The organism is Saccharopolyspora soli (assembly GCF_022678645.1).
Taxonomy (GTDB): domain Bacteria; phylum Actinomycetota; class Actinomycetes; order Mycobacteriales; family Pseudonocardiaceae; genus Saccharopolyspora; species Saccharopolyspora soli.
The window spans coordinates 63,918-83,694 of record NZ_JALBWV010000039.1; the positions used below are offsets into that span (position 1 = coordinate 63,918).

Annotated in this window: 17 protein-coding genes and 1 pseudogene; 7 read left to right on the forward strand and 11 right to left on the reverse strand. The window is 68.0% G+C overall.

Annotated features, from left to right (window positions below; translation table 11 throughout):
* Nucleotides 1-226: 226 nt before the first annotated feature.
* The 3 genes from MOQ72_RS26775 to MOQ72_RS26785 all read right to left on the reverse strand — a co-directional run bounded on the left by MOQ72_RS26775 (nucleotide 227) and on the right by MOQ72_RS26785 (nucleotide 2,720).
* Nucleotides 227-1,135, reverse strand: coding sequence for an NmrA family NAD(P)-binding protein (locus tag MOQ72_RS26775; RefSeq protein ID WP_242188436.1), 909 nt, complete (start codon nucleotides 1,133-1,135; stop codon nucleotides 227-229).
* Nucleotides 1,136-1,221: 86 nt separating this feature from the next.
* Nucleotides 1,222-2,190 carry a zinc-binding dehydrogenase gene (locus tag MOQ72_RS26780; RefSeq protein ID WP_242188437.1) on the reverse strand — a complete coding sequence of 323 codons (969 nt, stop codon included), beginning with the start codon at nucleotides 2,188-2,190 and terminating at the stop codon, nucleotides 1,222-1,224.
* A 53-nt stretch (nucleotides 2,191-2,243) separates the two neighbouring features.
* On the reverse strand, nucleotides 2,244-2,720 hold the full coding sequence (locus MOQ72_RS26785) for a MarR family winged helix-turn-helix transcriptional regulator (protein ID WP_242188438.1): 477 nt from the start codon (nucleotides 2,718-2,720) through the stop codon (nucleotides 2,244-2,246).
* Nucleotides 2,721-2,952: 232 nt separating this feature from the next.
* Here MOQ72_RS26785 and MOQ72_RS26790 point away from each other — a divergent pair, with 232 nt between their 5' ends.
* Both MOQ72_RS26790 and MOQ72_RS26795 read left to right on the forward strand, forming a co-directional pair.
* Nucleotides 2,953-3,285, forward strand: a complete 333-nt coding sequence (locus MOQ72_RS26790; protein ID WP_242188439.1) for a putative quinol monooxygenase — start codon at nucleotides 2,953-2,955, stop codon at nucleotides 3,283-3,285.
* A 143-nt stretch (nucleotides 3,286-3,428) separates the two neighbouring features.
* Nucleotides 3,429-4,214 (forward strand): ArsR/SmtB family transcription factor, encoded by a 786-nt coding sequence (locus MOQ72_RS26795; protein WP_242188440.1) that lies wholly within the window; start codon nucleotides 3,429-3,431, stop codon nucleotides 4,212-4,214.
* A 123-nt stretch (nucleotides 4,215-4,337) separates the two neighbouring features.
* Here MOQ72_RS26795 and MOQ72_RS26800 read toward each other — a convergent pair whose 3' ends face one another.
* Nucleotides 4,338-4,742, reverse strand: coding sequence for a VOC family protein (locus tag MOQ72_RS26800; protein ID WP_242188441.1), 405 nt, complete (start codon nucleotides 4,740-4,742; stop codon nucleotides 4,338-4,340).
* 1,104 nt (nucleotides 4,743-5,846) lie between these two features.
* Here MOQ72_RS26800 and MOQ72_RS26805 point away from each other — a divergent pair.
* The 3 genes and pseudogenes from MOQ72_RS26805 to MOQ72_RS46060 all read left to right on the forward strand — a co-directional run bounded on the left by MOQ72_RS26805 (nucleotide 5,847) and on the right by MOQ72_RS46060 (nucleotide 9,128).
* The gene (locus MOQ72_RS26805) at nucleotides 5,847-6,572 is read left to right on the forward strand and encodes a TetR/AcrR family transcriptional regulator (RefSeq protein WP_242188442.1); all 726 of its coding nucleotides are present in this window, start codon (nucleotides 5,847-5,849) and stop codon (nucleotides 6,570-6,572) included.
* Nucleotides 6,569-7,472 (forward strand): annotated as a pseudogene (locus MOQ72_RS46055) (PEP/pyruvate-binding domain-containing protein); the annotation flags it as partial. The gene MOQ72_RS26805 and the pseudogene MOQ72_RS46055, both read left to right, overlap by 4 nt.
* Before the next feature lie 582 nt (nucleotides 7,473-8,054).
* Nucleotides 8,055-9,128, forward strand: coding sequence for a PEP-utilizing enzyme (locus MOQ72_RS46060; RefSeq protein ID WP_242188453.1), 1,074 nt, complete (start codon nucleotides 8,055-8,057; stop codon nucleotides 9,126-9,128).
* Between the two features lie 11 nt (nucleotides 9,129-9,139).
* On the opposite strand, the gene MOQ72_RS26820 is transcribed toward MOQ72_RS46060, so the two are convergent.
* The 5 genes from MOQ72_RS26820 to MOQ72_RS26840 form a co-directional block, all read right to left on the reverse strand.
* Nucleotides 9,140-9,646 (reverse strand): flavodoxin family protein, encoded by a 507-nt coding sequence (locus tag MOQ72_RS26820; RefSeq protein WP_242188443.1) that lies wholly within the window; start codon nucleotides 9,644-9,646, stop codon nucleotides 9,140-9,142.
* 334 nt (nucleotides 9,647-9,980) lie between these two features.
* Nucleotides 9,981-11,402, reverse strand: coding sequence for an MFS transporter (locus tag MOQ72_RS26825; RefSeq protein WP_242188444.1), 1,422 nt, complete (start codon nucleotides 11,400-11,402; stop codon nucleotides 9,981-9,983).
* On the reverse strand, nucleotides 11,399-11,839 hold the full coding sequence (locus MOQ72_RS26830; protein ID WP_242188445.1) for a MarR family winged helix-turn-helix transcriptional regulator: 441 nt from the start codon (nucleotides 11,837-11,839) through the stop codon (nucleotides 11,399-11,401). The genes MOQ72_RS26825 and MOQ72_RS26830 overlap by 4 nt, the downstream gene beginning before the upstream one ends.
* 337 nt (nucleotides 11,840-12,176) lie before the next feature.
* Nucleotides 12,177-12,875, reverse strand: a complete 699-nt coding sequence (locus MOQ72_RS26835; RefSeq protein WP_242188446.1) for an alpha/beta hydrolase — start codon at nucleotides 12,873-12,875, stop codon at nucleotides 12,177-12,179.
* Between the two features lie 208 nt (nucleotides 12,876-13,083).
* Complete coding sequence (locus tag MOQ72_RS26840; RefSeq protein ID WP_242188447.1) at nucleotides 13,084-13,392, reverse strand: DUF6221 family protein; 309 nt, start codon at nucleotides 13,390-13,392, stop codon at nucleotides 13,084-13,086.
* 237 nt (nucleotides 13,393-13,629) lie between these two features.
* Between MOQ72_RS26840 and MOQ72_RS26845 the strand changes: the two genes are divergently transcribed.
* On the forward strand, nucleotides 13,630-14,736 hold the full coding sequence (locus MOQ72_RS26845) for a peptidoglycan recognition protein family protein (RefSeq protein WP_242188448.1): 1,107 nt from the start codon (nucleotides 13,630-13,632) through the stop codon (nucleotides 14,734-14,736).
* A gap of 13 nt (nucleotides 14,737-14,749) precedes the next feature.
* Here the strand turns inward: MOQ72_RS26845 and MOQ72_RS26850 are convergent, their stop codons facing one another.
* Together MOQ72_RS26850 and MOQ72_RS26855 are read right to left on the reverse strand one after the other, a co-directional pair.
* The gene (locus tag MOQ72_RS26850) at nucleotides 14,750-15,709 is read right to left on the reverse strand and encodes a leucine-rich repeat domain-containing protein (protein ID WP_242188449.1); all 960 of its coding nucleotides are present in this window, start codon (nucleotides 15,707-15,709) and stop codon (nucleotides 14,750-14,752) included.
* Between the two features lie 16 nt (nucleotides 15,710-15,725).
* The gene (locus MOQ72_RS26855) at nucleotides 15,726-18,722 is read right to left on the reverse strand and encodes an alpha-mannosidase (protein ID WP_242188450.1); all 2,997 of its coding nucleotides are present in this window, start codon (nucleotides 18,720-18,722) and stop codon (nucleotides 15,726-15,728) included.
* Nucleotides 18,723-18,888: 166 nt separating this feature from the next.
* Between MOQ72_RS26855 and MOQ72_RS26860 the strand changes: the two genes are divergently transcribed.
* Nucleotides 18,889-19,149, forward strand: coding sequence for a metallothionein (locus tag MOQ72_RS26860; protein WP_242188451.1), 261 nt, complete (start codon nucleotides 18,889-18,891; stop codon nucleotides 19,147-19,149).
* Nucleotides 19,150-19,777: the final 628 nt, after the last annotated feature.

Below are 19,777 nucleotides of genomic sequence, written 5' to 3' on the forward strand. Positions count from 1 at the left end.
CAGCGCACCACCGACCCCGCCCAGCGGCCAAGAAGATCAGGGCCGGCAGCGCTCACCTCCGCCGCCGAAGCCAGATGGATCGTCGTCGCGCCAGATCCAGAGGGAAGCGGACGAGAAGGCCCCGAGGGCCGTCCGTCCGTCCGTGAAACGTCTGCTCCTGGCACGCTTGGGCCGGAACAGGGCGGTTCCGGCCCAAGCGTCCTGCCCAGCATGGAATCCCTGAGAGTTAGGCCGGGGGTGCGGCCGTGCGGACGAAGTCGATCACCGAAGCCGGCGTGATCTGCGGGTACCTGTCGTTGTCGAGGGCGTCGAACTTGGCCTTTCCGGTCACCATGCACCACTGGTACTGGAGAGCGACGTAGTCGAACGGGTTCTGGGTTCGGGCGGCTTGGCGTTCGATCTCCGCGCGCAACTCGTCGGCGGTGCCGAGGTGCCGCAGCTCCAGGGTGCGGCCTGAGCCGCGCTGGACGGCCTCGTGGAACCGCCGCATCGACAGCACTTCACCGACGAAACGCAGTGTGCCGATGGCCTTCGGGTCGAGGGCGACGGCGGCGGTGTAGGCGGCGGTATCGGGCACCGAGGTCAGGTCGAGCGGCTGATCGGGGTCGCCCCAGTGCGACAGGGTGCCCCGATCCCAGTCGATTAGCCCCATGAAACCGACCATCACTTCGTAGAACGCGCCGTTGAGCACGGAGATCACCTCAAGGCCAGCGTGGGCGTACTCGGCGGCGGCCCGGCGACGCCAGTCGATCATGAAGTTGTCGCCGTCCTCCAGCTTGGTCACGTCGATGGCGAAGTCGGAGGGGATGAACCGGCAGGCACCGGCCTTCGCGGCGGCGTGCGCCAAGTTGGCCTGGCCGTCCACGATCACCTCGGGGCCACCTTGCACGGCCGAGATGACGGTAGCGGCGTCGCCGACGGCCTCGGCCAGCGCCTCGGCCGGGTCGGTGACGTCGCCCTCGACCACCTCCAGGCCGCGCGACCGCAGCGCTGCGAGCGCGGCCTTCTTGTCCGCGTCGGCACCGGGCCGCACCAGGGCCCGGACGGGCGCGCCCCGGTCGAGAAGGGCGCTGATGATCTGGCTTCCGAGCAGTCCCGTGGCACCGGCCACGAAGACCTTGGGGGGAATGGACACGCTCTGACTCCTTGTTCGGAAACAAATCGGTACTTCACCCAGGCCGGTAACGGCTCTTGGGCGTCTTTGGGGAGTCCGCACAGGACTCAGGGAATGAGCAGGGTCTTGCCGAGCGTGTCGCGCGCCTCGACGGCGGCGTGCGCGTCGGCTGCTTTCTCCAGGGGGAACCGCTGACCGATCACCGGCGTGAACCGACCGGCGGCGGCCAGGCCGAGCACCTCGGTCACCAACTCGCGGGCGAAGGCGGGCCGGTTCCAGATGAGGCCCGCGCTGAATCCGCTGACGGTCAGGCCCCGGCCCATCAGCTCCATGGGCGCGACCTCCAGCGGCGCGCCGCTGGAGAAGCCGAACACGACCTGCCGGCCGGAGCCCGGGGTAAGCAGCCCGAACGCCTCCTGTCCGAGCGTCCCGCCGATGTGGTCGAACACCACCTCCACCGAACCGCCCACCGCCTCGCGGACCCGATCGGTCCAGCCGGGCAGCGAGTAGTCAACGACATGGCCGGCGCCCAGCCCGGTGACGAGGTCGAGCTTGCGTTCGCCACGCGCCGCTCCGACGACCGTCGCGCCCGCGCGGGTGAGCAACTGCACCAGAACCGTGCCGACGGCACCGGCGGCGGCCTGAACCAGCACACGATCACCAGCGGCCACCCGCGCCGCACGAATCAGACCCTGGGCGGTGGCCCCGTACCGGTAGAGCGCGACGGCGTCGTGCAGGCCGAGCCCCGCCGGAATCGGGATGAGCGAATCGGCGGGTACGGCGGCTATTTCGGCGTACCCGCCCGTCCCCGAGGTGCTGGCAAGGACCCGAGTGCCGACGAGGGCGGGATCACCTCCGGGGCCGACCTCCTTGACCTCTCCAGCGATCTCCTTGCCGAGAACGACCGGCAGGCCGGCGCCGCGCAACGCTCCCGAGCGCACCTGGGTCTCCAGAAACTGGACGCCGACGGCGGCCACCCGCACGGTGACCTGCCCCGCCCCCGGCCGAGGTTCGGGCACCTCCCCGATGGTCAAACGGGCCGGTGGCCCGAATTCACGCAGCACAACAGCACGCATGGCGCTCACTCCGTTCAATCGGCGACGCACAGCCCGGCGGACCGGCGGTGAAGTCATGCGCCTTTCTTGATCGCCTCGGCGAAGGCGGCGAGACCGTCGGCCAGATGCTCGATGTCGGACGGTTCCCAGCCCTCCATGAGGGCGGCGACGGCGGTCGTCCGGGCCTTCCAGAGCTCGCGGATAGCGAGCTTGCCCTCCCGAGTGGCACTCACCAACTGCGCCCGGGCGTCGGCCGGGTCGAGCTGCCGCTCGATGAACCCGCGCGACTCCAAGCGCTTGGCGGGGGGCGAGAGCGTGGACTTGTCCACCTCCATCAGCTCGGCCAGGACCGACAGCCGCACCGGCGCGTGCAGGGAGATCTGCGCGAGCAGCGTGTAGTCCCCCAGCGACAGCTCCAGCCCGGAGGCCGCCATGATCCGTCGCCGCGTTGCCGGGGCGAACATCCAGTTGCCCACCGTTGCCAGCGCCGCCGCCACCCGATCGGTGGTTTCCCGCTGCCGGTCGTCCCCGTTCCCCGCCGTACGTTCCATCCCGGCACCCCCACCTTGATTAGTTGGTTGGTCAAAACCAACTATATAGGAGGCGCGACGGTCCATGCAAGTGCATTCACCTGTCGCGGCTCCCGGCATGGACGCGGCTGGGAAAACCAGCGGCCTCAGCGTGGAACCCGACGCGCCGCCATGCGACGCCTTCGATGCGGCTTTTAGGATCATGGGCGTTCATGCGAAAGCCGATGTCTCGCTGCAGAATGGAGTGCCCGCGATGATCTTCATCACGGCCAAGTTCCGAATCCGGCCCGAAGATGCCGACAGGTGGCCGGAGATCGCCGAGGAGTTCACCCAGGCGACCCGTGCCGAACCGGGCTGCCTGTGGTTCGACTGGTCGCGCAGCATCGCCGATCCCACCGAGTACGTCCTGGTCGAGGCATTCCGCGATGACGACGCCGGAGCGGCCCACGTGCAGTCCGAGCACTTCAAGAAGGCCCAGCAGACGCTGCCACCACACCTGGTCGAAACCCCGCGGATCGTGAACACGACGGTGCCCCAACAGGACTGGTCACTGCTCGGCGAGATGGCCGTGCCCGAAAAGAGCTGATCAACACCTCCGAAAACGCCGCACGGCCGCATACCCGAAACCTGGGCGGGGGAGAGCTAGCAGTTCGCGCCGGTTGACATGCAGCCGGTTGGCTGCCTATATTTCAGGCAGCCAACCGGCTGCATATTTTGGGATGGCACGACATGGACGAGGTGTTCAAGGCACTGGCCGATGCCAGCCGCCGCCGACTGCTCGACAGCCTTAACGCACGCAACGGGCAGAGCCTGCGCGAACTGTGTGCGGGACTGGACATGGCCCGGCAGTCCGTCAGCAAACACATCGCAGTGCTGGCAGCAGCCGATCTGGTGACCACCACGTGGCGGGGCCGGGAAAAGCTGCACTACCTCAACGCAGCACCGATCAACGCCATCGCCGACCGCTGGATCAACCAGTACGACCGCGAACGAGCACGCGCACTCGCGGACCTGAAGACCGCATTGGAGCAACAACCCATGAGCAACACCGAATTCGTCTACAAGACCTACATCAAGACCACGCCGCAACGCCTCTGGCAAGCCCTGACCGACCCGGCCTTCACCCGCCGCTACTGGGGAGTGGCCTTCGACACCGACTGGCAGGCCGGGTCGCCGATGACCTGGGAAGAACACGGCGCCAAGACCACCAACCCCGGCCAGGTCGTGCTCGAATCCGAGCCCTACCGGAAGCTCTCCTACACCTGGCACACCTTCACACCGGAATGGGCCGAAGCAGTCGGAGTCAGCGAGGAAGTGCTGGCCAAGATCGCCGACGAACCCCGTTCGAAGGTGACCTTCGAAATCGAACCGGTCGGCGACATGGTGAAACTGACCGTGGTCCACGACGGCTTCGAACCCGACAGCACCGTGCTGACCATGATCAGCGAAGGCTGGCCCGAACTCCTGTCCAGCCTGAAAACCCTGCTCGAAACAGGCGAAACCCTACCCAGCTGATCACATCTCCGCACCGGAGGTGCTCATGATCGGACGCACTTCCACCGCAGCGAAGGGAATGCGTGCCGCGATCTCCGCAGCACGCTCCAAGCTCTCGCCGTCCACCACGACATAGCCGCCCGACTACCTCCCCGAAGACTTCGCCGAAGGCCCGGCGACACCAACGACGTTGCCCTCGGGGTCGACGAACTGCCCGACCGCGAAATCCCCGCCAGAATCCGGCTCGGGGCCCATCAGGCGCTTCCCACCGAGGCTCTCCGCCTTCCGAAGCGCCGCCTCGACGTCGGGAACGCCCACGTAGAACAGGACTGCGGGCTGGTGGCCCGGCCCACCACCGACCCCGCCGTTGATCCCGTCGCCCTCGCCGGTCGTGCTCCCGTCGACGAATCCGTACATGCCCTGCTGAGACACCTTCTCTGTGATCGCGTCACCCGTGCTGAACGCCCAGCCGAACAGCTCACCGTAGTAGCCGCGGAGCTTGGCGGGATCACTCCCGATGATCTCGAAGTGCACCACTGGCCATCCCATGATCAATCCCTTTCCACGCCGATACCCTCCAGATGGGCCCTAACTCGGAGGTCGGAGCAGAAGCCCCGATCTCGACATCCCACGCAAGAAAATCTCGCAGCATCGCCGCAGGCACCCGAAGAGGGGCGATTCGACGACGAGCCCGCCAACCGGCGAGCAGAACGTGGCGAGAGGAGGACCGCCGCGTGCATCCATTAGACGTCGGCGGAGGTAGCGATGGGGCAGTGGCCCAGCTCTGCGTCACTGATCCATCCAGTGAGGCACGCAGACCATTTACTTAACATAATGTACATTATCGGCATTCTATCGATCTGCGGTGATGGACGAGAGTGGCGCCTTTTGGGTGGCTATGACGACGCCTGGCGCATCCACCCAAGAAGCCTGTCGCGCATGGCAGTCCGGCCGACACCTCGCATGCGCCCGACGACGCAGCGACGTCGCGGGCCGCGTGGGCAGGCGGACCGGTCCTGCCGACACCGATGCCTTTTCGGTCGCGAACTTCCAGGTTGGGCTTCCCCGCCTTAATAACGTCACAGTGACGAATATCGGTGGGGTTCCCGGGTTTGCTGGTCGACTGCCGTGTGGCAACGTTGAACAGTCACCAGGCCCGGCAACACCGATGTTGATCTCACAAGGCATCGAGTCGGGTCGGCCGGTCCGTCGATGTCGTGTTGTTCTGCGGGTGAGCTTCGCAAGTTGATCAGCTGGGCGACCCGGAGGTTTCAACGTCAGCGGCCCCAGCTGCTACCCCTCCGAGCCTGGCCGCATACCCAAGCTCTTTCTCCATTTGATGGATAATCAACGTTATCCATCAAATCGCAGCTCGCTGTTGGACATGTCGAGGCACGGGCAACGCAGTCGTGGTGTTGGGGAACCTGGTCGCGCCGATTTGCCTTCCCTCCCAGCGAAACGGCTGGCGTTGCCGCTACTCCCCTCACTGGCGGCGTCATCGCCCACTCCCCTCTGGCTGCTCTCCTGTGTCGAGTGGTGTGCGTCAGGGTCACGTAAAGGGCCTGTCCTCGTCTTGCCTGCGCGGGCTTCCGGGCGTACGGTCTGCCCCGTGACCAGATAGGCATATTTGGTCACGAAGTCACGGAGGTGGTGGTGGCGGGCGCTCGGGGTCGTTCTTCGGGACGGCAGCAGCGTGGGCAGCGCATTCTGGATGCGGCGGCCGAGTTGGTTCTGCGCTGGGGGTACGACAAGACCACTTTGGACGATGTGGCGCGGGCCGCCGGGGTCGCCAAGGGGACGATCTACCTGCATTGGAAGAACCGGGAGCGGCTGTTCGTCGCGTTGTTGCGGCGGGAGCGGGTCGAGCTGCTGACCGAGGTTCGGCGGCGGGTCACCGAGGGTTCGGAGGGGCCTTCGCTGCGCAGTCTGCTGGTGCACATGACGTTGGTGTATCTGCGGCGGCCGCTGCTGCGGGCCGTGGTGACGCGCGATTTGGACGTGATCGGCAAGTTGGCGAGCGCGGAGAAGGCGGTGCGGGCCGGGAGTGCGCTGCGCAGCGATTTCGTGCGGTACCTGGAGATGCTGCGCGAATCGGGGTTGGTGCGGGTCGATCTGGGGTTGGCCGAGCAGGTGCAGGTGGTCAGCGCGGCGTTCCTGGGGTTCTTCCTGGCGCCGCCGATGGTTCCGGACGAGTTCGCGGTTTCCGATGAGGTGCGCGCGGAGTTGTTGGCCGAGGTGGTGTGCCGGTCGTTGGCCGCTGGCGGGGAGTTCACCTCGGCGGAGTCGGAGCGGCTTGCGGTGACCACGGTTCGGTATCTGGACGAGGCGTTGGCGAATGCCGAGGCGACGTATCGGGATCTGCTGGATTCCGAGGGATGAGGAGCGTGCCAGTGTCTGTTGTGCTGCCGTTGGATGCTGCTGGTGCCGATTTGGCGCTGGTGGGTGGTAAGGGTGCGTCGTTGGCGCGGTTGGCGGGTGCGGGGTTGCCGGTTCCGCCTGGGTTTGACGTGACGACGGTGGCGTATCGGGATTTCGTGACCGTTGGGGGTTTGCGGGAGTCGATCTTGGCCGCGGTGGCGGAGGTCGATCCTGATCGGCCGGAGACCGCGCGGGCGGCGTCGGAGCGCATTCAGCGGTTGTTCGCCGAGACCGCGGTGCCGGAAAGCCATCGTTGATGCGATCGGCAAGGCTTATGCCGAGATGGGTTGCGAGGTTGCGGTGGCGGTGCGGTCGTCGGCGACCGCGGAGGATCTGCCGGAGATGTCGTTCGCCGGTCAGCAGGACACGTTCCTGAACGTTCGTGGGCAGTCCGCGGTGTTGGATGCGGTGCGGCGGTGTTGGGCGTCGTTGTGGACCGCGCGGGCGATCGACTACCGGTTGCGCAACGGGGTGGCCGCCGATGAGGTTGCGCTTGCAGTGGTGGTGCAGGAGTTGGTGGCGGCGGATGCGGCTGGGGTGTTGTTCACGCGTGATCCGGTGACCGGTGCTGGTGAGGATGTTCTGGTGAATGCAGCGTGGGGGTTGGGTGAGTCGATCGTTGGTGGTCAGGTCACACCGGATACGTACGTGGTGGCTCGGGGTGGGCAGGTGCGTGATCAGGTCATCGGGGACAAGGCGGTGATGACGGTGCGCACCGATGGCGGGACGCGGGAGGAGGCGGTGCCGCAGGAGCGTCGTGCTGCGGCGGTCCTCTCCCCTGCCGCGCTCGGCGAGTTGGCGGCGTTGGGGGTGCGGATCGAGGAGTTGTACGGGCGGCCGATGGATGTGGAGTGGGTGGTTCGGGATGGCCGGTTCTGGGTGGTGCAGGCGCGGCCGATCACCGGGTTGCGGGAGCGTCCGGTTGAGGTGTGGAACGACAGCTTGGCCGGGGATTACCTGTGGACGTGCGCGAATTTGGGTGAGGCGATTCCGAGTGTGATGACGCCGTGCACGTGGTCGCTGGTGGAGATCTTCATGTCCGAGGCGATGTCGTTGTCGCGGTTGGGGCCGCATCGGTTGTCGGGCAACATCGGTGGGCGGTTCTACCTGAATTTGAGCTTGACGTTCGCGGCGGGCAATGCACTGGGGTTGGGTGCGTTGGTGCGCAATGCCAGTGAGCAGGCGTTCGGGCGCATTCCGGCGGGTGTGTCGGTTCCGCCGTTGCCGATGTCGCGGTGGCGGGTGTTGTGGTCGACGTTGTCGGGTGCGGTGCCGTTCTTGCGGCGGGTGGTGGGTTATCAGCGGCGGCTACCGGAGTTGTTGGCGGCAGCGCCGGATCGGTGTGCTGGGCTGCACGAGCGGATTGCCGCTGTTGGTGATGCTGGTGAGTTGGCGGCGTTGTGGCATTCGGCTGTGGAGCCGTTGTTGCGGGACTGCAGTCGGATGTTGGCTGCGGGGGCTCGGTTGGATGGTGCCGGTTTGGTGCGGATCCGGCCGCGGCTGCGGAAGCTGGTTGGTGAGGCGGATGCGAATGCGTTGCTGACCGGGTTGAGTTCGGGTGGTGCGGCGTTGGCGAGTTTGGGGCCGGTGTTGGGGTTGGGTGAGTTGGCGCGTGGGGAGATCGATCGGGAGACGTTCGTGCGGCGGTGGGGGCATCGGTGTCCGGACGAGTTCGAGGTGTCGGTGCCGCGGCCTGCGGAGGATCCGGAGTGGATCGATCGGCAGTTGGCGGGGTTGCGGTCGTCGGGGACTGATCCGGTGGAGTTGCTGGCGCGGCAGGAGCGGGCGCGGGAGGCGGCGTGGGCGCGGTTGCGGTCGCGTTTTCCGCGCAAGGAGCGGGCGTTGCGGCGGCGGATCGCGGGTGCTGCGCGGGCGGCGCGGGGGCGGGAGGCAGCGCGTTCGGAGGTGATCCGGGCGTTCTGGGTGTTGCGGGCGTTCGTGTTGCGTGCTGGTGGGTTGATCGGGTGCGGGGATGATCTGTTCTTCTTGCGGGTTGAGGAGGTTATCGCGGTGCTGGATGGGTCGCGGGAGCCGCTGGGGTTGGTGCCGGATCGGCGGCAGACGTATCGGGCGTATGTCGACTTGGGGCCGTATCCGACGTTGGTCCGGGGGCGTTTCGATCCGGTGCGGTGGGCGGCGTGGGCGGATCGGCGGTTCGACGTGTTCGACGAGTCGGGTCAGTTGGCGCCGTTGTCGGATGCGGTGCGCGGGTTCGCGGGCGCGGCCGGTGTGGTGGAGGGCGCGGTGCGGGTGCTGGGGTCGGTCGATGAGGGTGATTCGTTGCGGATTGGGGAGATTTTGGTGACGACGGTGACGAACGTGGGGTGGACTCCGTTGTTCCCGCGGGCTGCGGCGGTGGTGACGGATGTGGGTGCGCCGTTGTCGCATGCGGCGATCGTGGCGCGGGAGTTGGGGATTCCGGCGGTGGTCGGGTGCGGGAACGCGACGGCGCGGTTGCGCAGTGGTGATCGGGTGCGGGTGGATGGCGCGGCGGGCACCGTTGAGGTTTTGGGCTGAGCCGCGCGGGGTCAGTGCGGGTGGCGGGCGGTGGTGGCGAGTTTGGCGGCGAGGCGTTCGGCCCAGTGTTGGGCGCGTTGGGGTTCTGCTGGGCGTGCTGGTCCGGTGGGGTGTTCGAGGTAGAAGCTGTTGGCTGGTTCGGTGATGATGTGGAAGCCGTTGCGGCGGAGGTGTTTTTCGATGGCGCGGGTGGCGGAGCCGGGGGTGTTGGGGTCTTTGGCGCGGGTGTCGAAGGTGGCGGCGTGCACGCTGGATAGTCCTTTGTGGACGTTGTTGAGCCAGTAGCGCAGCCGGTGTTCGGCCGCGGGGTGGATGCGGGGTTGGTCGGTGGTGGTTTGGGTGGTCGGGAAGGCGTGGCCGCCGACGACGAGCAGGCCGACGTGCTCTCCGATGCAGGTGGGGGCGCTGGCGACTTCGGCGAGGTCGACGTCCATCCAACGCTCCAGTCCGGCTGCGATGTGTTCGGCGATGGTTTCGGTGTTGCCGAACGTGGATTCGTAGACCACCAGTGCGCGCATGGTGCCCCTCCCCTGCCCTAGGGCGTTTTGTAAGCGGCGTAGCCGCTTGCGGTGTGGGACTCAGCTCGCACCGCTGCGGGTTCTCAGGCGTCTCCTCGGGAGGACAGCTCCGACGTGGTGAATTGGCATTCATGATGTCGGGGATCCCGGAGTCGAGGCGGCGTCTGAGGTTCCGCCACCCGCACCGCTACGCAAACCGCTCCTGAAACAGTCTCTTCTCTCGGTGTTGCCGTTCCACATGGTCGGCTGGTTTGCGGGGGTGGCGGCCAGAGCCGAAGGACCCTGTGTCGGTGGGTGCGGGTCTGGGTGGTGGTCGCTCAGGCGCGGGTTTTGGTCAGCAGGTCGATGATTCCTTCTTGTCGTGGCTGGTTTTGGTTGTCGTGGGGCCGATGCGGCGCAGGGAGCGGTCGAGCAGGGTTGCGGTGAGGAACAGGACGGCGCTGGCGGTCATGAAGGTGGCCAGGTTGTGCAGGCCGGTGGTGTCGGCGCCGTGGTTGAGGAAGGAGCCGCTGGCGGCGGAGGCGATCATGGCGCCGAGGTAGGTGAAGGTGCGCAGCAGTCCGGCGGTGGAGCCCATGCGCGCGGGGTCGGCTTGGTGGTAGAGGGCGTTTTGGTTGGCGAGGTTGTTGAGGCCCTGGGGGATGCCGACGATCACGGTGGCGGCGACGAGCAGCCAGATCGGGCTGTCGGGGTGGATGAGCAGCAGCGTGGCGCAGGCGATGATCTGGGCGGTGCCGCCGATGATGAGTTTGCCGCGGACTTCGGTGCGTCGTCCGGTGAGGCTGGAGACGACGATCGCGATCAGGAACATCGGTAGCAGTACGAGGCCGGCTGCTGATGGGGACAGTGCGCGTCCTTCTTCGAGCCATTGGGTGTAGCCGTAGAGGAAGGCGTAGGAGACGGTGAAGCTGAGCAGGTTGCGGCCGAAGGTGGCGAGTATCGGGATGTTTCCTGCGAGTACTCGCAGGTCGATGAACGGTTGTGTGGTGTGCAGTTCGCGGATGGCCAGTCCTGTTGCCGCGGCGGCCGAGAGCAGGAGCAGGTACCAGTGGTCGGTGTGCGGGCTCATCAGGAACAGCAGGAGCGTGGTGAGCATCGCGGTGAACAGGGCGATGCCCGCGAGGTCCATGTTGGTGCGGTGGGTGTCTGCTGTGCGGGCCGGGGTTTTCGGCAGGCGCAGTGCGCCGAGGGTGAGGCAGGCCGCTGAGAGCGGGATGTTGACGGAGAAGGTGGTGCGCCAGCCGCCGAGGCCGATGAGCAGTCCGCCGAGGGTGGGGCCGATGACGGAGATGGTTTGGCTGGCGACGGCGAGTGCGGTGAGGACGCCGTTGGGGCCGTCGTGCCCGGTGCGTTGGGACTCGCTGCGCAGCAGGTACATCGCGGCGGGGTATCCGGCGCAGGTGCCGAGTCCGAGCAGGACTCGGGCGGTGATCAGCATGCCCAGTGAGGGTGCGAGAGCGCCGAGGATTCCGGCGACGCCGGTGAGGGCGGTTCCGGCGAGGTAGAGGCGGCGGGGTCCGTAGGTGTCGACCAGTCGTCCGACGATGGGTTGGCCGACGGCAGTGGCGAGGTAGAGCGCGGAGACCAGCCAGGCGGTTTGCGACGGCGGTGCGCCGAAGGCCGTTCCGATCGGTATCAGGGATACCGCGATCATCGAGGAGTTCACCGGGTTGAGCACCGAGCCGAGGATCATCGGCGCGATGAGTTTGCGGTCGAAGCCGTGCTGCGCGGTGTTGTGGCGGCGTGCCGAGATCACTGGCGGGTGAGGCGTTCTAGCAGGGCCATCGCTTCGATCACGACTTGGCGCTCGTCTTCGGTGTAGTGGTCTTGCAGGGTGCGGGCCAGCCATTCCTGGCGGGCTTGGCGGTCGCCTTCGACGCGTTGGTGGCCAGCGGCGGTCAGGGTGACCAGTTGGCGGCGGCCGTCTTCGGGGTCGGGGTGGCGTTGGATGAGTCCCTGTTCGTCGAGTGCGGTGAGGGTGGTGGCCATCGACTGCGGGCGGACTCGTTCGTTGGCGGCCAGGGCGCTGGCCGTGGCGGTTCCCTGCTTGCTGAGTTGGCTGAGCACGGAGGTCTGGGACGGGGTGAGGTCGTGGGTGGCGGCGACTTCTCTGAGTCGGCGGCGCAGGCGGCTGAACACCACGCGCAGGTCGCGTGCGGCGCGGACGGCGGACTCGGAGACGTCGGCTTCCACGCTCCCACCGTAAGACCATCAGTTGAAACTGTCCAGTCTGGGCTGACTAGTTGGCGGTTGCGAAAGGGGAGTCGGGGGTGACCGGTCCTGATGACGTCGCCGAGTACCACGGGTGGGCCGCGGACGTCGTGTTCGTGGGAGAGGCGCTCGTCCGCTCGGGCGACCCGCGGTCATCGGTCAACGAATTCATTCGGAACGCGCAGCCTCGGTCTTGACGGAACTGGTGGCTGCCCGGCCAGCAAACCTGTCGGTGACTTTCGGTCGCGTCCAGGGCGGGGTCACCGCGGGTGGGTGGTGGCCGAGGAGCGTGTCCAACCGGTGCGGTGGAGGGGGTTCGCTAAACCCGGCCGTCGGCGATTTTGGTGATGAGCGCGGCGAGCTCGCCGGGAATCGACAGCATGGGCGAGTGGCTGCTGTCGAGGTGGTGGACGGCTCCGGCTCGGGCGGCCAGCTCGTCCTGCGAGTGCGGTGGTAGGGCTCGGTCCTGGTCGCAGATGATGTAGCTGGATGCAATGGTGTGCCAGCCTGCCTGGGTGACCGTCTCGCAGAAGGAGCGAAGGCTCTGCGGTACCAGCCGTGCGGCCGCCTGGGCAGCCTCGTCAGCTGGCAGGTCGGCGTAGAAGCTGTCGTGATCTGGAGGTGGGGTGGTCCCTTCGAAGCTGTCCGGGAGTGGAGCACCGCGGAAGCTGTACAACGACTCGCCGACGTCGAGTTGGAAGGCCGCCAGGTAGATCGCGTGCGTGACGTTGGGTGCTCCGGCGGTGGCTTGGGTGACCGGGATGCCCCCGTAGGAGTGGGCGACAACTACGACGGGTCCGTCGATGTTGTCGATCGCTGCTCGGACCACCCGCGCGTCTTCGTGCATGCCCGCGATGGGCTCAGCGGGAGTTTTCACCGCCACCGCGGTAGGTAGCTGAACCGCTTGGGTCGTCCAGCCTGCGGCTGCGAGTTCGGGTTGGAGTTTCTCCCAGGCCCAGCGGCCATGCCAGGCGCCATGCACAAGAAGCAGTGTCGGACCGGATTCACGCGTTGCCATGGGAAGTTCCGTTCACGATGCAGCGCCCTGTGCGCGCACTACTGATCAAGTCGGGGCAAGTTCGGCTCACTCTCGCACGTTCTGTCCACGCCCGTCGTCCAAAGTGCGGTGTCGCACACCCTTGTCTCACCTGACTCGATGGCAGTGCGCGCCGGACGCGGAATCCGCTCCTCCCCTGCTGCTGTTCGGATCGCTGGCCGTTGGTTTGTCAGGGGCGCCAGCGGGAGGCGTAGCCGGGGCGGTCGGCGTAGGGCAGGCCGAGCAGGGCTCGGGTGGGGCAGCCGCGTTCGTCCTCCGGCGGATAGCTCTCCCCCAGCGTGTCGCACGGGCCGCCGCCGGTGCCGCAGCGGTGGTGGGCTGCCAGCAGGCGGGCTTTGAGTTCGCATTCGCGGAAGCCCCGGATCGGGGTGATCAGGCAGGCGTGGCCGTTGCCGGTTTCGGCGTCTTCGCGGGCCCGGCGCAGCAGTTCCAGGTCGATGTCGACCTGGCGGCGCAGGAACTGGGCGAACCGGTCCATCTGACGCACTCCCGTTGTCCGAGGTGGTTGTCGGTCACAGCCAGGGACGCGGCGGCGTTTCGGTGATGACGGCGGTCGGGCGAAGTGATCTTGCCATCCCACGATGCGGGCGGTGATTGATTGACGGGATGTTGGCGGATTGTCGCCAGGAATTCTCTTCGCCGGGGGCTGCTGCGTACCGTTTCGGTTTCTAGGCTCGGCCCTGATCATGATCGTTCGTCCGTTTTGGGAGTGGTTATGGTGCTGCGAGGTGTGCGAGTTGCCCGCCGGGTGCTGCTGGCCGGTGGGCTGGCGGCGACCGCGGTCGGGGTGTGCGGGACCCCAGCGCTGGCGGGGCGGTCGCGGCGGGCGGCGGCGCCGGAGATCGCCTCGACCGCGGATTGGCAGGCGCGGGAGCCCAGTTCGCCGGTGACCGTGCTGGACATCGAGCCGGTCAAGATCATCGTGCATCACACGGCGACGCCCAACAGCGAGGAAACCTCGCAGGAGCACGCCTTCGCGCTGTCCCGGCAGATCCAGGACTTCCACATGGATTCCAACGGTTGGATCGACACCGGGCAGAACTTCACCAACTCGCGCGGTGGCTGGCTGACCGAAGGCCGCCACGAGAGCCTGGCGGTGTTGACCGCCGGATCTCAGCACGTGTTGGGCGCGCACGCGGGCGCGGAGAACTCGGTGTCGCTGGGCATCGAGAACGAGGGCACCTACACCGAGGCCGACGTGCCGGGGGCGTTGTGGGATGCGCTGGTGGAGCTGTGTTCCTACATGGTGGCGCAGTACGGCATCGATCCCGGCGAGATCTACGGGCACCGGGATTTCATGGCCACCGAGTGTCCGGGTGAGGTCCTGTATGGACGATTACCGGAGTTGCGGGAGGCGGTGGGTGCGGCCACCGGTGAGGCGGTGCGGCACCCGGTGACGTGGCCGCTGCTGCGGCCGGGGGCGTCGGGTCCGTCGGTGACCGCGTTGCAGTTGTTGTTGCGGGCGCAGGGCGCGTCGGTCCCGGTCGACGGCGTCTTCGGCGAGCAGACGCAGGCGGCGGCGGGCCAGGTCGCCAGGGCGAGCGGCGCGGTGGGCATGTCGTGCTATGCCACGCGGATACCCGAGCCGGATGTGTTCGGCGGCGCGGGCTGGGCCGGGTTGGCGCCGGTGCTCGGTTCGGGTGCCACTGGTGACGCGGTGCGCGCCGCTCAGGTGTTGTTGATCTCGCGGGGCCGGTACCTGGACGCGGATGCGCGGTTCGCCGACCGGATGATCTCGGTCGTGCGGGAATTCCAGGCGATGACCGGACTTCCCACCACTGGCGTGGTGGACCAGTCGACGTGGCAACGGCTGCTGAGCTGATCGGCCGCGGTGCTCAGAGCAGGACGACGCAGCCCCGGTGGCGCAGGTCGGTGAGCCAGTCCGGGTGGCGGTCGAGTTTCGTCCAGCGCAGGTCGAGCTTGCCCAGCCGGGGCAGCGAGCGCAGGCCGTCGGGCAGCTCTCGCAGTGCCGTGGCGCGCAGGTCGAGGTGGGTCAGTTCGGTCAGCGCCGCGATGCCCTCCGGGAGGCGTTGCAGCGGGTTGTCGCGCAGGTCCAGGTGACGCAGTTGCTGTGCCTGGGCCAGCGACTCGGGCAGCGCAGCGAGCCGGTTGCCGCGCGCGTGCAGCTCCTGCAGCCGGTGCAGCTGTCCGAGGGTGTGCGGCAGTTCGGTCAGGGCGTTGTTGTACAGCCGTAGTTCGCGCAGCGCGGTCATGCCGCCGAGCGTGGCCGGTAGTTCGGTGAGCTGGTTGTCGGCGAGGTTGAGGTAGTCCAGGCGGTCGAGGTTGCCCAGCGCGGCGGGCACGCGGCGAAGGTTGTTGTCGCTGAGGTACAGGTAGTCGGTGAGCTGGGGCAGGTCGCCGATGGCGGCGGGGATCTCGCGCAGCTGGTTGTGGCCGAGGTCGAGCATCCGCAGTGCCGCGAGTGCGCGTAGCGCGTCGGGCAGTTCGGTGAGCTGGTTGTCGGCGAGGTTGAGGGTGTGCAGGGTGGTGGCCTGCCACAGCTCGTCGGGCAGCGTGGTGAGGTGGTTGCGACCGACGCTGAAATGCCGCAGCGCGGGGCCGAATTCGGCGGGCAGGCTGGTGAGTTCGTTGTCGTAGAGCAGCAGGGTGTGCAGCCGCGGCAGGGTGGTGACGGTCGCGGGCAGTTCGGTGATGGCGTTGCCGTCGAGGTCGATGCGCCGCAGGTGCCGCAGCCGTGGGAGCGCGTCGGGGATCGCGGTCAGGCCTGTGTTGGCGGCGAGCACCGCGTCGGGTTCGCCGTCGATGTAGCGGATCGCGCTGTCGTGGAGCTGCATCCGCATCAGTGTGAGCTCACCGTGGCGCGCGGGCGAAACGCAGGGTGCGGATCTCGAACGGACGCAGCCGCAGATCGAGTGCGTCGGTGGTGGCATCCGGTTCGGCCAGGGCGCGTTCGAGCAGGTCGGTGCGTGTCACCGAGGTCGCGGGGAAGGAGATCGTCAGCCTGGCGTGCGCCCGCCCGCCGCGGGACTCGTACAGGCGCACGACGAGGTCGCCGCTGCGGTCGTCGGCGAGTTTGACCGCTTCGACGACCACTGCCGGGTTGTCGACGGCGATCAGCGGCGCCACCGGACGGGAGCCGCTGATGGTGCGTTCGGGCAGGTTGATGCGGTAGCCCTCGCGGACGGCGTCGCCGATGTCGGCTCCGGCGATCAGCGCGTAGCGCAGCCGGTGGTGGCCGTGGTCGGTGTCGGGGTCCGGGAAGCGGGGTGCGCGCAGCAGGGACAGCCGCACGGTGGTGGTCGTGCCGCCGTCGGGGCGGGTGTCGCGGGTGACGTCGTGGCCGTAGGTGGCGTCGTTGACCAGGGCGTGGCCGTAGCCGGGTTCGCCGACGTGCAGGAAGCGGTGCGCGCAGATCTCGAATTTGGCGGCCTCCCACGAGGTGTTGGTGTGGGTGGGGCGCATGAGGTGCCCGAACTGGGTTTCGGCGGCGGATCGGTCGGCGTGCACGTCCAGCGGGAAGGCGGCCTTGAGGATCTTCTCGGTTTCGTGCCAGTCGATGTCGGTGTCGATGTCGACGCGGCGGGTTTCGGCGGCGAGGCTGACGCGCTGCACCACGGTGGACTGGCCGAAGCTGCGGCGGATGCGGACGGTGTGTTCGTCGATGCTCAGTTCGTCGATGTCGGTGAGGTCGCGGACGTGGTGGCGGTAGAAGGCGTCGAGGTCCCAGCCGTCCCAGGCGTTGGGGTGGTCGGCGTGCAGTTGCAGCAGGTTCGCCGCCCCGGCCAGGGCTTCTCGTTCGGCGGCGTGGTCGTAGATCGAGGTGAGCAGGCCGTGTCGGTCGATGGTGACGCGCAGCAGCCCGTTGTCGAGGGTGATGACGCCGTCGGGGTGGCGGGTGGCGGTGGGTGTGGAGGTGTTGCCCGCGTTGGCCGCGCCCAGCGCTGGGACGCCGTGGCGGGCGTGTGGGGCGGCGTTGAAGGTCAGCGGGCGGGCGGGTTCACCGGCGAGGGCTTGCAGGGCGTCGTTGATGATCGCGTCGAGTTCGGTGGCGATGCGGGCGTAGGCGGCTTCGGCTTCGCGGTGCACCCACGCGATCGAGGAGCCCGGCAGGATGTCGTGGAACTGGTGCAGCAGCACCTGTTTCCACAACCGGTCCAGCGCCTGGTACGGGTAGGTGCGGCCGGTGGCGATGGTGGCGGTGGCGCACCACAGTTCCGCTTCACGCAGCAGGTGTTCGCTGCGGCGGTTGCCCTGTTTGGTCTTGGCCTGCGAGGTGTAGGTGCCGCGGTGCATCTCCAGGTAGAGCTCGCCGGACCACACCGCGGGGCGGGTGTGGTCGGTTTCGGCGGCGGTGAAGAACTCCGCGGGCGTGGCCAGTTGGACCCGTGGGGAGCCTTCCAGGTCGGCGGTGCGGTAGGCGCGGGCGAGCATTTCGCGGGTGGGTCCTCCCCCGCCGTCGCCGTGCCCGAAGGGCAGCAGGGATCGGGTGGCGTAGCCGTGTTCGGCGAAGTTGCGGGCGGCGTGGGCGAGTTCGGCGCCGGTGATCTCGGAGTTGTAGGTGTCGGCGGGCGGGAAGTGGGTGAACACCCGGGTGCCGTCGATGCCTTCCCACCAGAAGGTGTGGTGCGGGAACTTGTTGGTCTGGTTCCAGGAGATCTTCTGGGTCAGGAACCACCGGGAGCCCGACAGGGCGACCAGTTGCGGCAGGGCGGCGCTGTAGCCGAAGGAGTCCGGCAGCCACACCTCGCGGGTTTCGATGCCGAACTCGTCGAGGTAGAAGCGTTTGCCGTGGACGAACTGGCGGGCCATGGCCTCGCCGCCGGGCATGTTGGTGTCGGCTTCCACCCACATGCCGCCCACCGGCACGAACTGCCCGGTGTGCACGAAGGTGCGCACCCGGTCGAACAGCTGCGGGTGGTGCTGCTTGATCCACGCCAGTTGTTGGGCCTGCGACATGGCGAAGTGGAAGTCCGGGTGCTCGGCCATCAGGGCAGTGACGTTGGCGACGGTGCGGGCGACCTTGCGGACGGTTTCGCGCAGCGGCCACAGCCAGGCGGAGTCGATGTGGGCGTGCCCGACCGCGGAGATGACGTGCGCGCTGGGGTGGGCGGGCTTGGCGAGGGTGTCGGCGAGTTCGGCGCGGGCGGCGGGCGCGGTGGTCGAGATGTCGTGCAGGTCGAGGCGGTCGAGCATGCGTTCCAGGGCGCGCAGGATGTCGTGGCGGCGCGGGGAGTCCACCGGTAGTTGCCGCATGAGCTGGTCGAGGACTTCGGTGTCCTGGATGAGCTGCCACACCGGTTCGTCGAGCACGGCGAGTTCGGCGCGGCGCAGCTGGTACAGCGGCGGGGTTGGGGTGGTGGGTTTGGTGCCCAGTTCGGTGGGCCGGAATCCGCGGGGTCCCAGGATGATCGGGTTGGCGGCGGCTTCGACGTACCAGGTGCGGGTGCGTCCGGCGGAGTTGCGTCCGGCGGGCAGGTGGGTGTTGCGCGGGTGCAGTCCTTTGATCGGGGTGCCATCGGCGGTGTAGGCGAGACCTTCGCATTGGAATCCGGGGCGGTCGTCGTCGAATCCGAGGTCCACGACGACTTCCACGATCCGCCCGTCCCATTGCTCGGGCACCCTCGCCGACAGCCGGAACCAGCTGGTGCCCCAGGCCGGGCCCCAGGCTTGGCCGACGGCGGTGGGCGTGTAGTCGGCGTGCAGCGCTTCGGTGGCGGGCACCGGTTCGCCGGGTGCGTGCCAGACCGCGACGTCGCAGGGCAGCGTGTCGGCGTATTGGGCTGGGCGCAGCCGTTCGGCCAGCACTCGATCGAGGCGCTGTTCGACGATGCGGCGGTCGTCGTGCATGGCTGCTCCCCCGATTCCTCGGCGTGATCGTGATCATGCTGGCACATCGGGGTGGCTGGTGGGCAGCGGCGGTGCGGGTGACGGGGGTGTTTCCGGCGCGGTTGCCGACCCATGCGTGCGGCCGCATGCTGCGGGTGTCTGCCCAATCCCGCGGAAAGGCAACATCATGGGGACCTGCGAAGTCTGCGGCAACGACTACTGGATGACCTTCGAGGTGCACACCATGGGCGGTGGGGTGCACACCTTCGACTGCTTCGAATGCGCCGCGCAGCGGCTGGCGCCGCAGTGCGAGCACTGCGGGTGCCGGATTCTCGGACACGGCGTGGAGGCCAGCGGCCGGTTCTTCTGCTGTGCGCACTGCGCGCGCCAGTCGGACCTGGCGGTGGCTGGTGAGCTGCGCGACACGGTGGGCGCTCACCCCAGCTGATACGACTGTCCGGACCAGCCGCGCTGCGTCCGCGAAGCCTTGCGCACTAACCCTTTTGATAGGTACCGCCACTATCCGATAATTCGTTATCGTTACGTTATGTATTGCCGGAAACACGGGAGCTACCTGCGACGACATGGCGGGTGAGACGGCTTCGCCCCGCCCGGTTCGCGCCGGTTGTCGGGAACCGGGAGTTGACAACGGGACGGAGCATCGTCGATTCATCCCCTCGAAGTAGTGGAGGACGCCCCGATGGCAGGTCTGGTTCGCTGGCTGGGCAGCATGTCCCGCGAGATGCAGCGGGCCCGCATGGTGATGCGGCACCCGCAGTCCAGCGCCAACACCCAGCGCAAGGCATGAGGGGGCTGGCGTTCGCCAGTTCCCACCCCGGCCTGCTGGCCGGGTGAGGTCGAGGCATCGGTTCGTCGGCACCCGCCGCGACGCGGGCACCGGGGCAACTAACAACCGCCAGGGCCGATGCAGGACTTGCTGAAAACACTCGTGGCGGGGGGCCCCGGGCCCCCCCCCGGGGGGGGGGGGCACCCCCCCCGGCAACCCGCGCCCCCCCCCCGGCCGGGGCGGGCCCCGGGGCCCCCCCCCACCCAGAAAATCCCCCCCCCGCCCGGGG

Excerpts from the sequence above, each read along its gene's own strand:
- MOQ72_RS26780 (WP_242188437.1), bottom strand. The coding sequence starts at position 2,190 with ATGCGTGCTGTTGTGCTGCGTGAATTCGGGCCACCGGCCCGTTTGACC.
- MOQ72_RS26785 (WP_242188438.1), bottom strand. The coding sequence starts at position 2,720 with ATGGAACGTACGGCGGGGAACGGGGACGACCGGCAGCGGGAAACCACC.
- MOQ72_RS26790 (WP_242188439.1), top strand. The coding sequence starts at position 2,953 with ATGATCTTCATCACGGCCAAGTTCCGAATCCGGCCCGAAGATGCCGAC.
- MOQ72_RS26795 (WP_242188440.1), top strand. The coding sequence starts at position 3,429 with ATGGACGAGGTGTTCAAGGCACTGGCCGATGCCAGCCGCCGCCGACTG.
- MOQ72_RS26800 (WP_242188441.1), bottom strand. The coding sequence starts at position 4,742 with ATGGGATGGCCAGTGGTGCACTTCGAGATCATCGGGAGTGATCCCGCC.
- MOQ72_RS46060 (WP_242188453.1), top strand. The coding sequence starts at position 8,055 with ATGTTGGCTGCGGGGGCTCGGTTGGATGGTGCCGGTTTGGTGCGGATC.
- MOQ72_RS26820 (WP_242188443.1), bottom strand. The coding sequence starts at position 9,646 with ATGCGCGCACTGGTGGTCTACGAATCCACGTTCGGCAACACCGAAACC.
- MOQ72_RS26835 (WP_242188446.1), bottom strand. The coding sequence starts at position 12,875 with ATGGCAACGCGTGAATCCGGTCCGACACTGCTTCTTGTGCATGGCGCC.
- MOQ72_RS26840 (WP_242188447.1), bottom strand. The coding sequence starts at position 13,392 with ATGGACCGGTTCGCCCAGTTCCTGCGCCGCCAGGTCGACATCGACCTG.
- MOQ72_RS26845 (WP_242188448.1), top strand. The coding sequence starts at position 13,630 with ATGGTGCTGCGAGGTGTGCGAGTTGCCCGCCGGGTGCTGCTGGCCGGT.
- MOQ72_RS26850 (WP_242188449.1), bottom strand. The coding sequence starts at position 15,709 with ATGCAGCTCCACGACAGCGCGATCCGCTACATCGACGGCGAACCCGAC.
- MOQ72_RS26855 (WP_242188450.1), bottom strand. The coding sequence starts at position 18,722 with ATGCACGACGACCGCCGCATCGTCGAACAGCGCCTCGATCGAGTGCTG.
- MOQ72_RS26860 (WP_242188451.1), top strand. The coding sequence starts at position 18,889 with ATGGGGACCTGCGAAGTCTGCGGCAACGACTACTGGATGACCTTCGAG.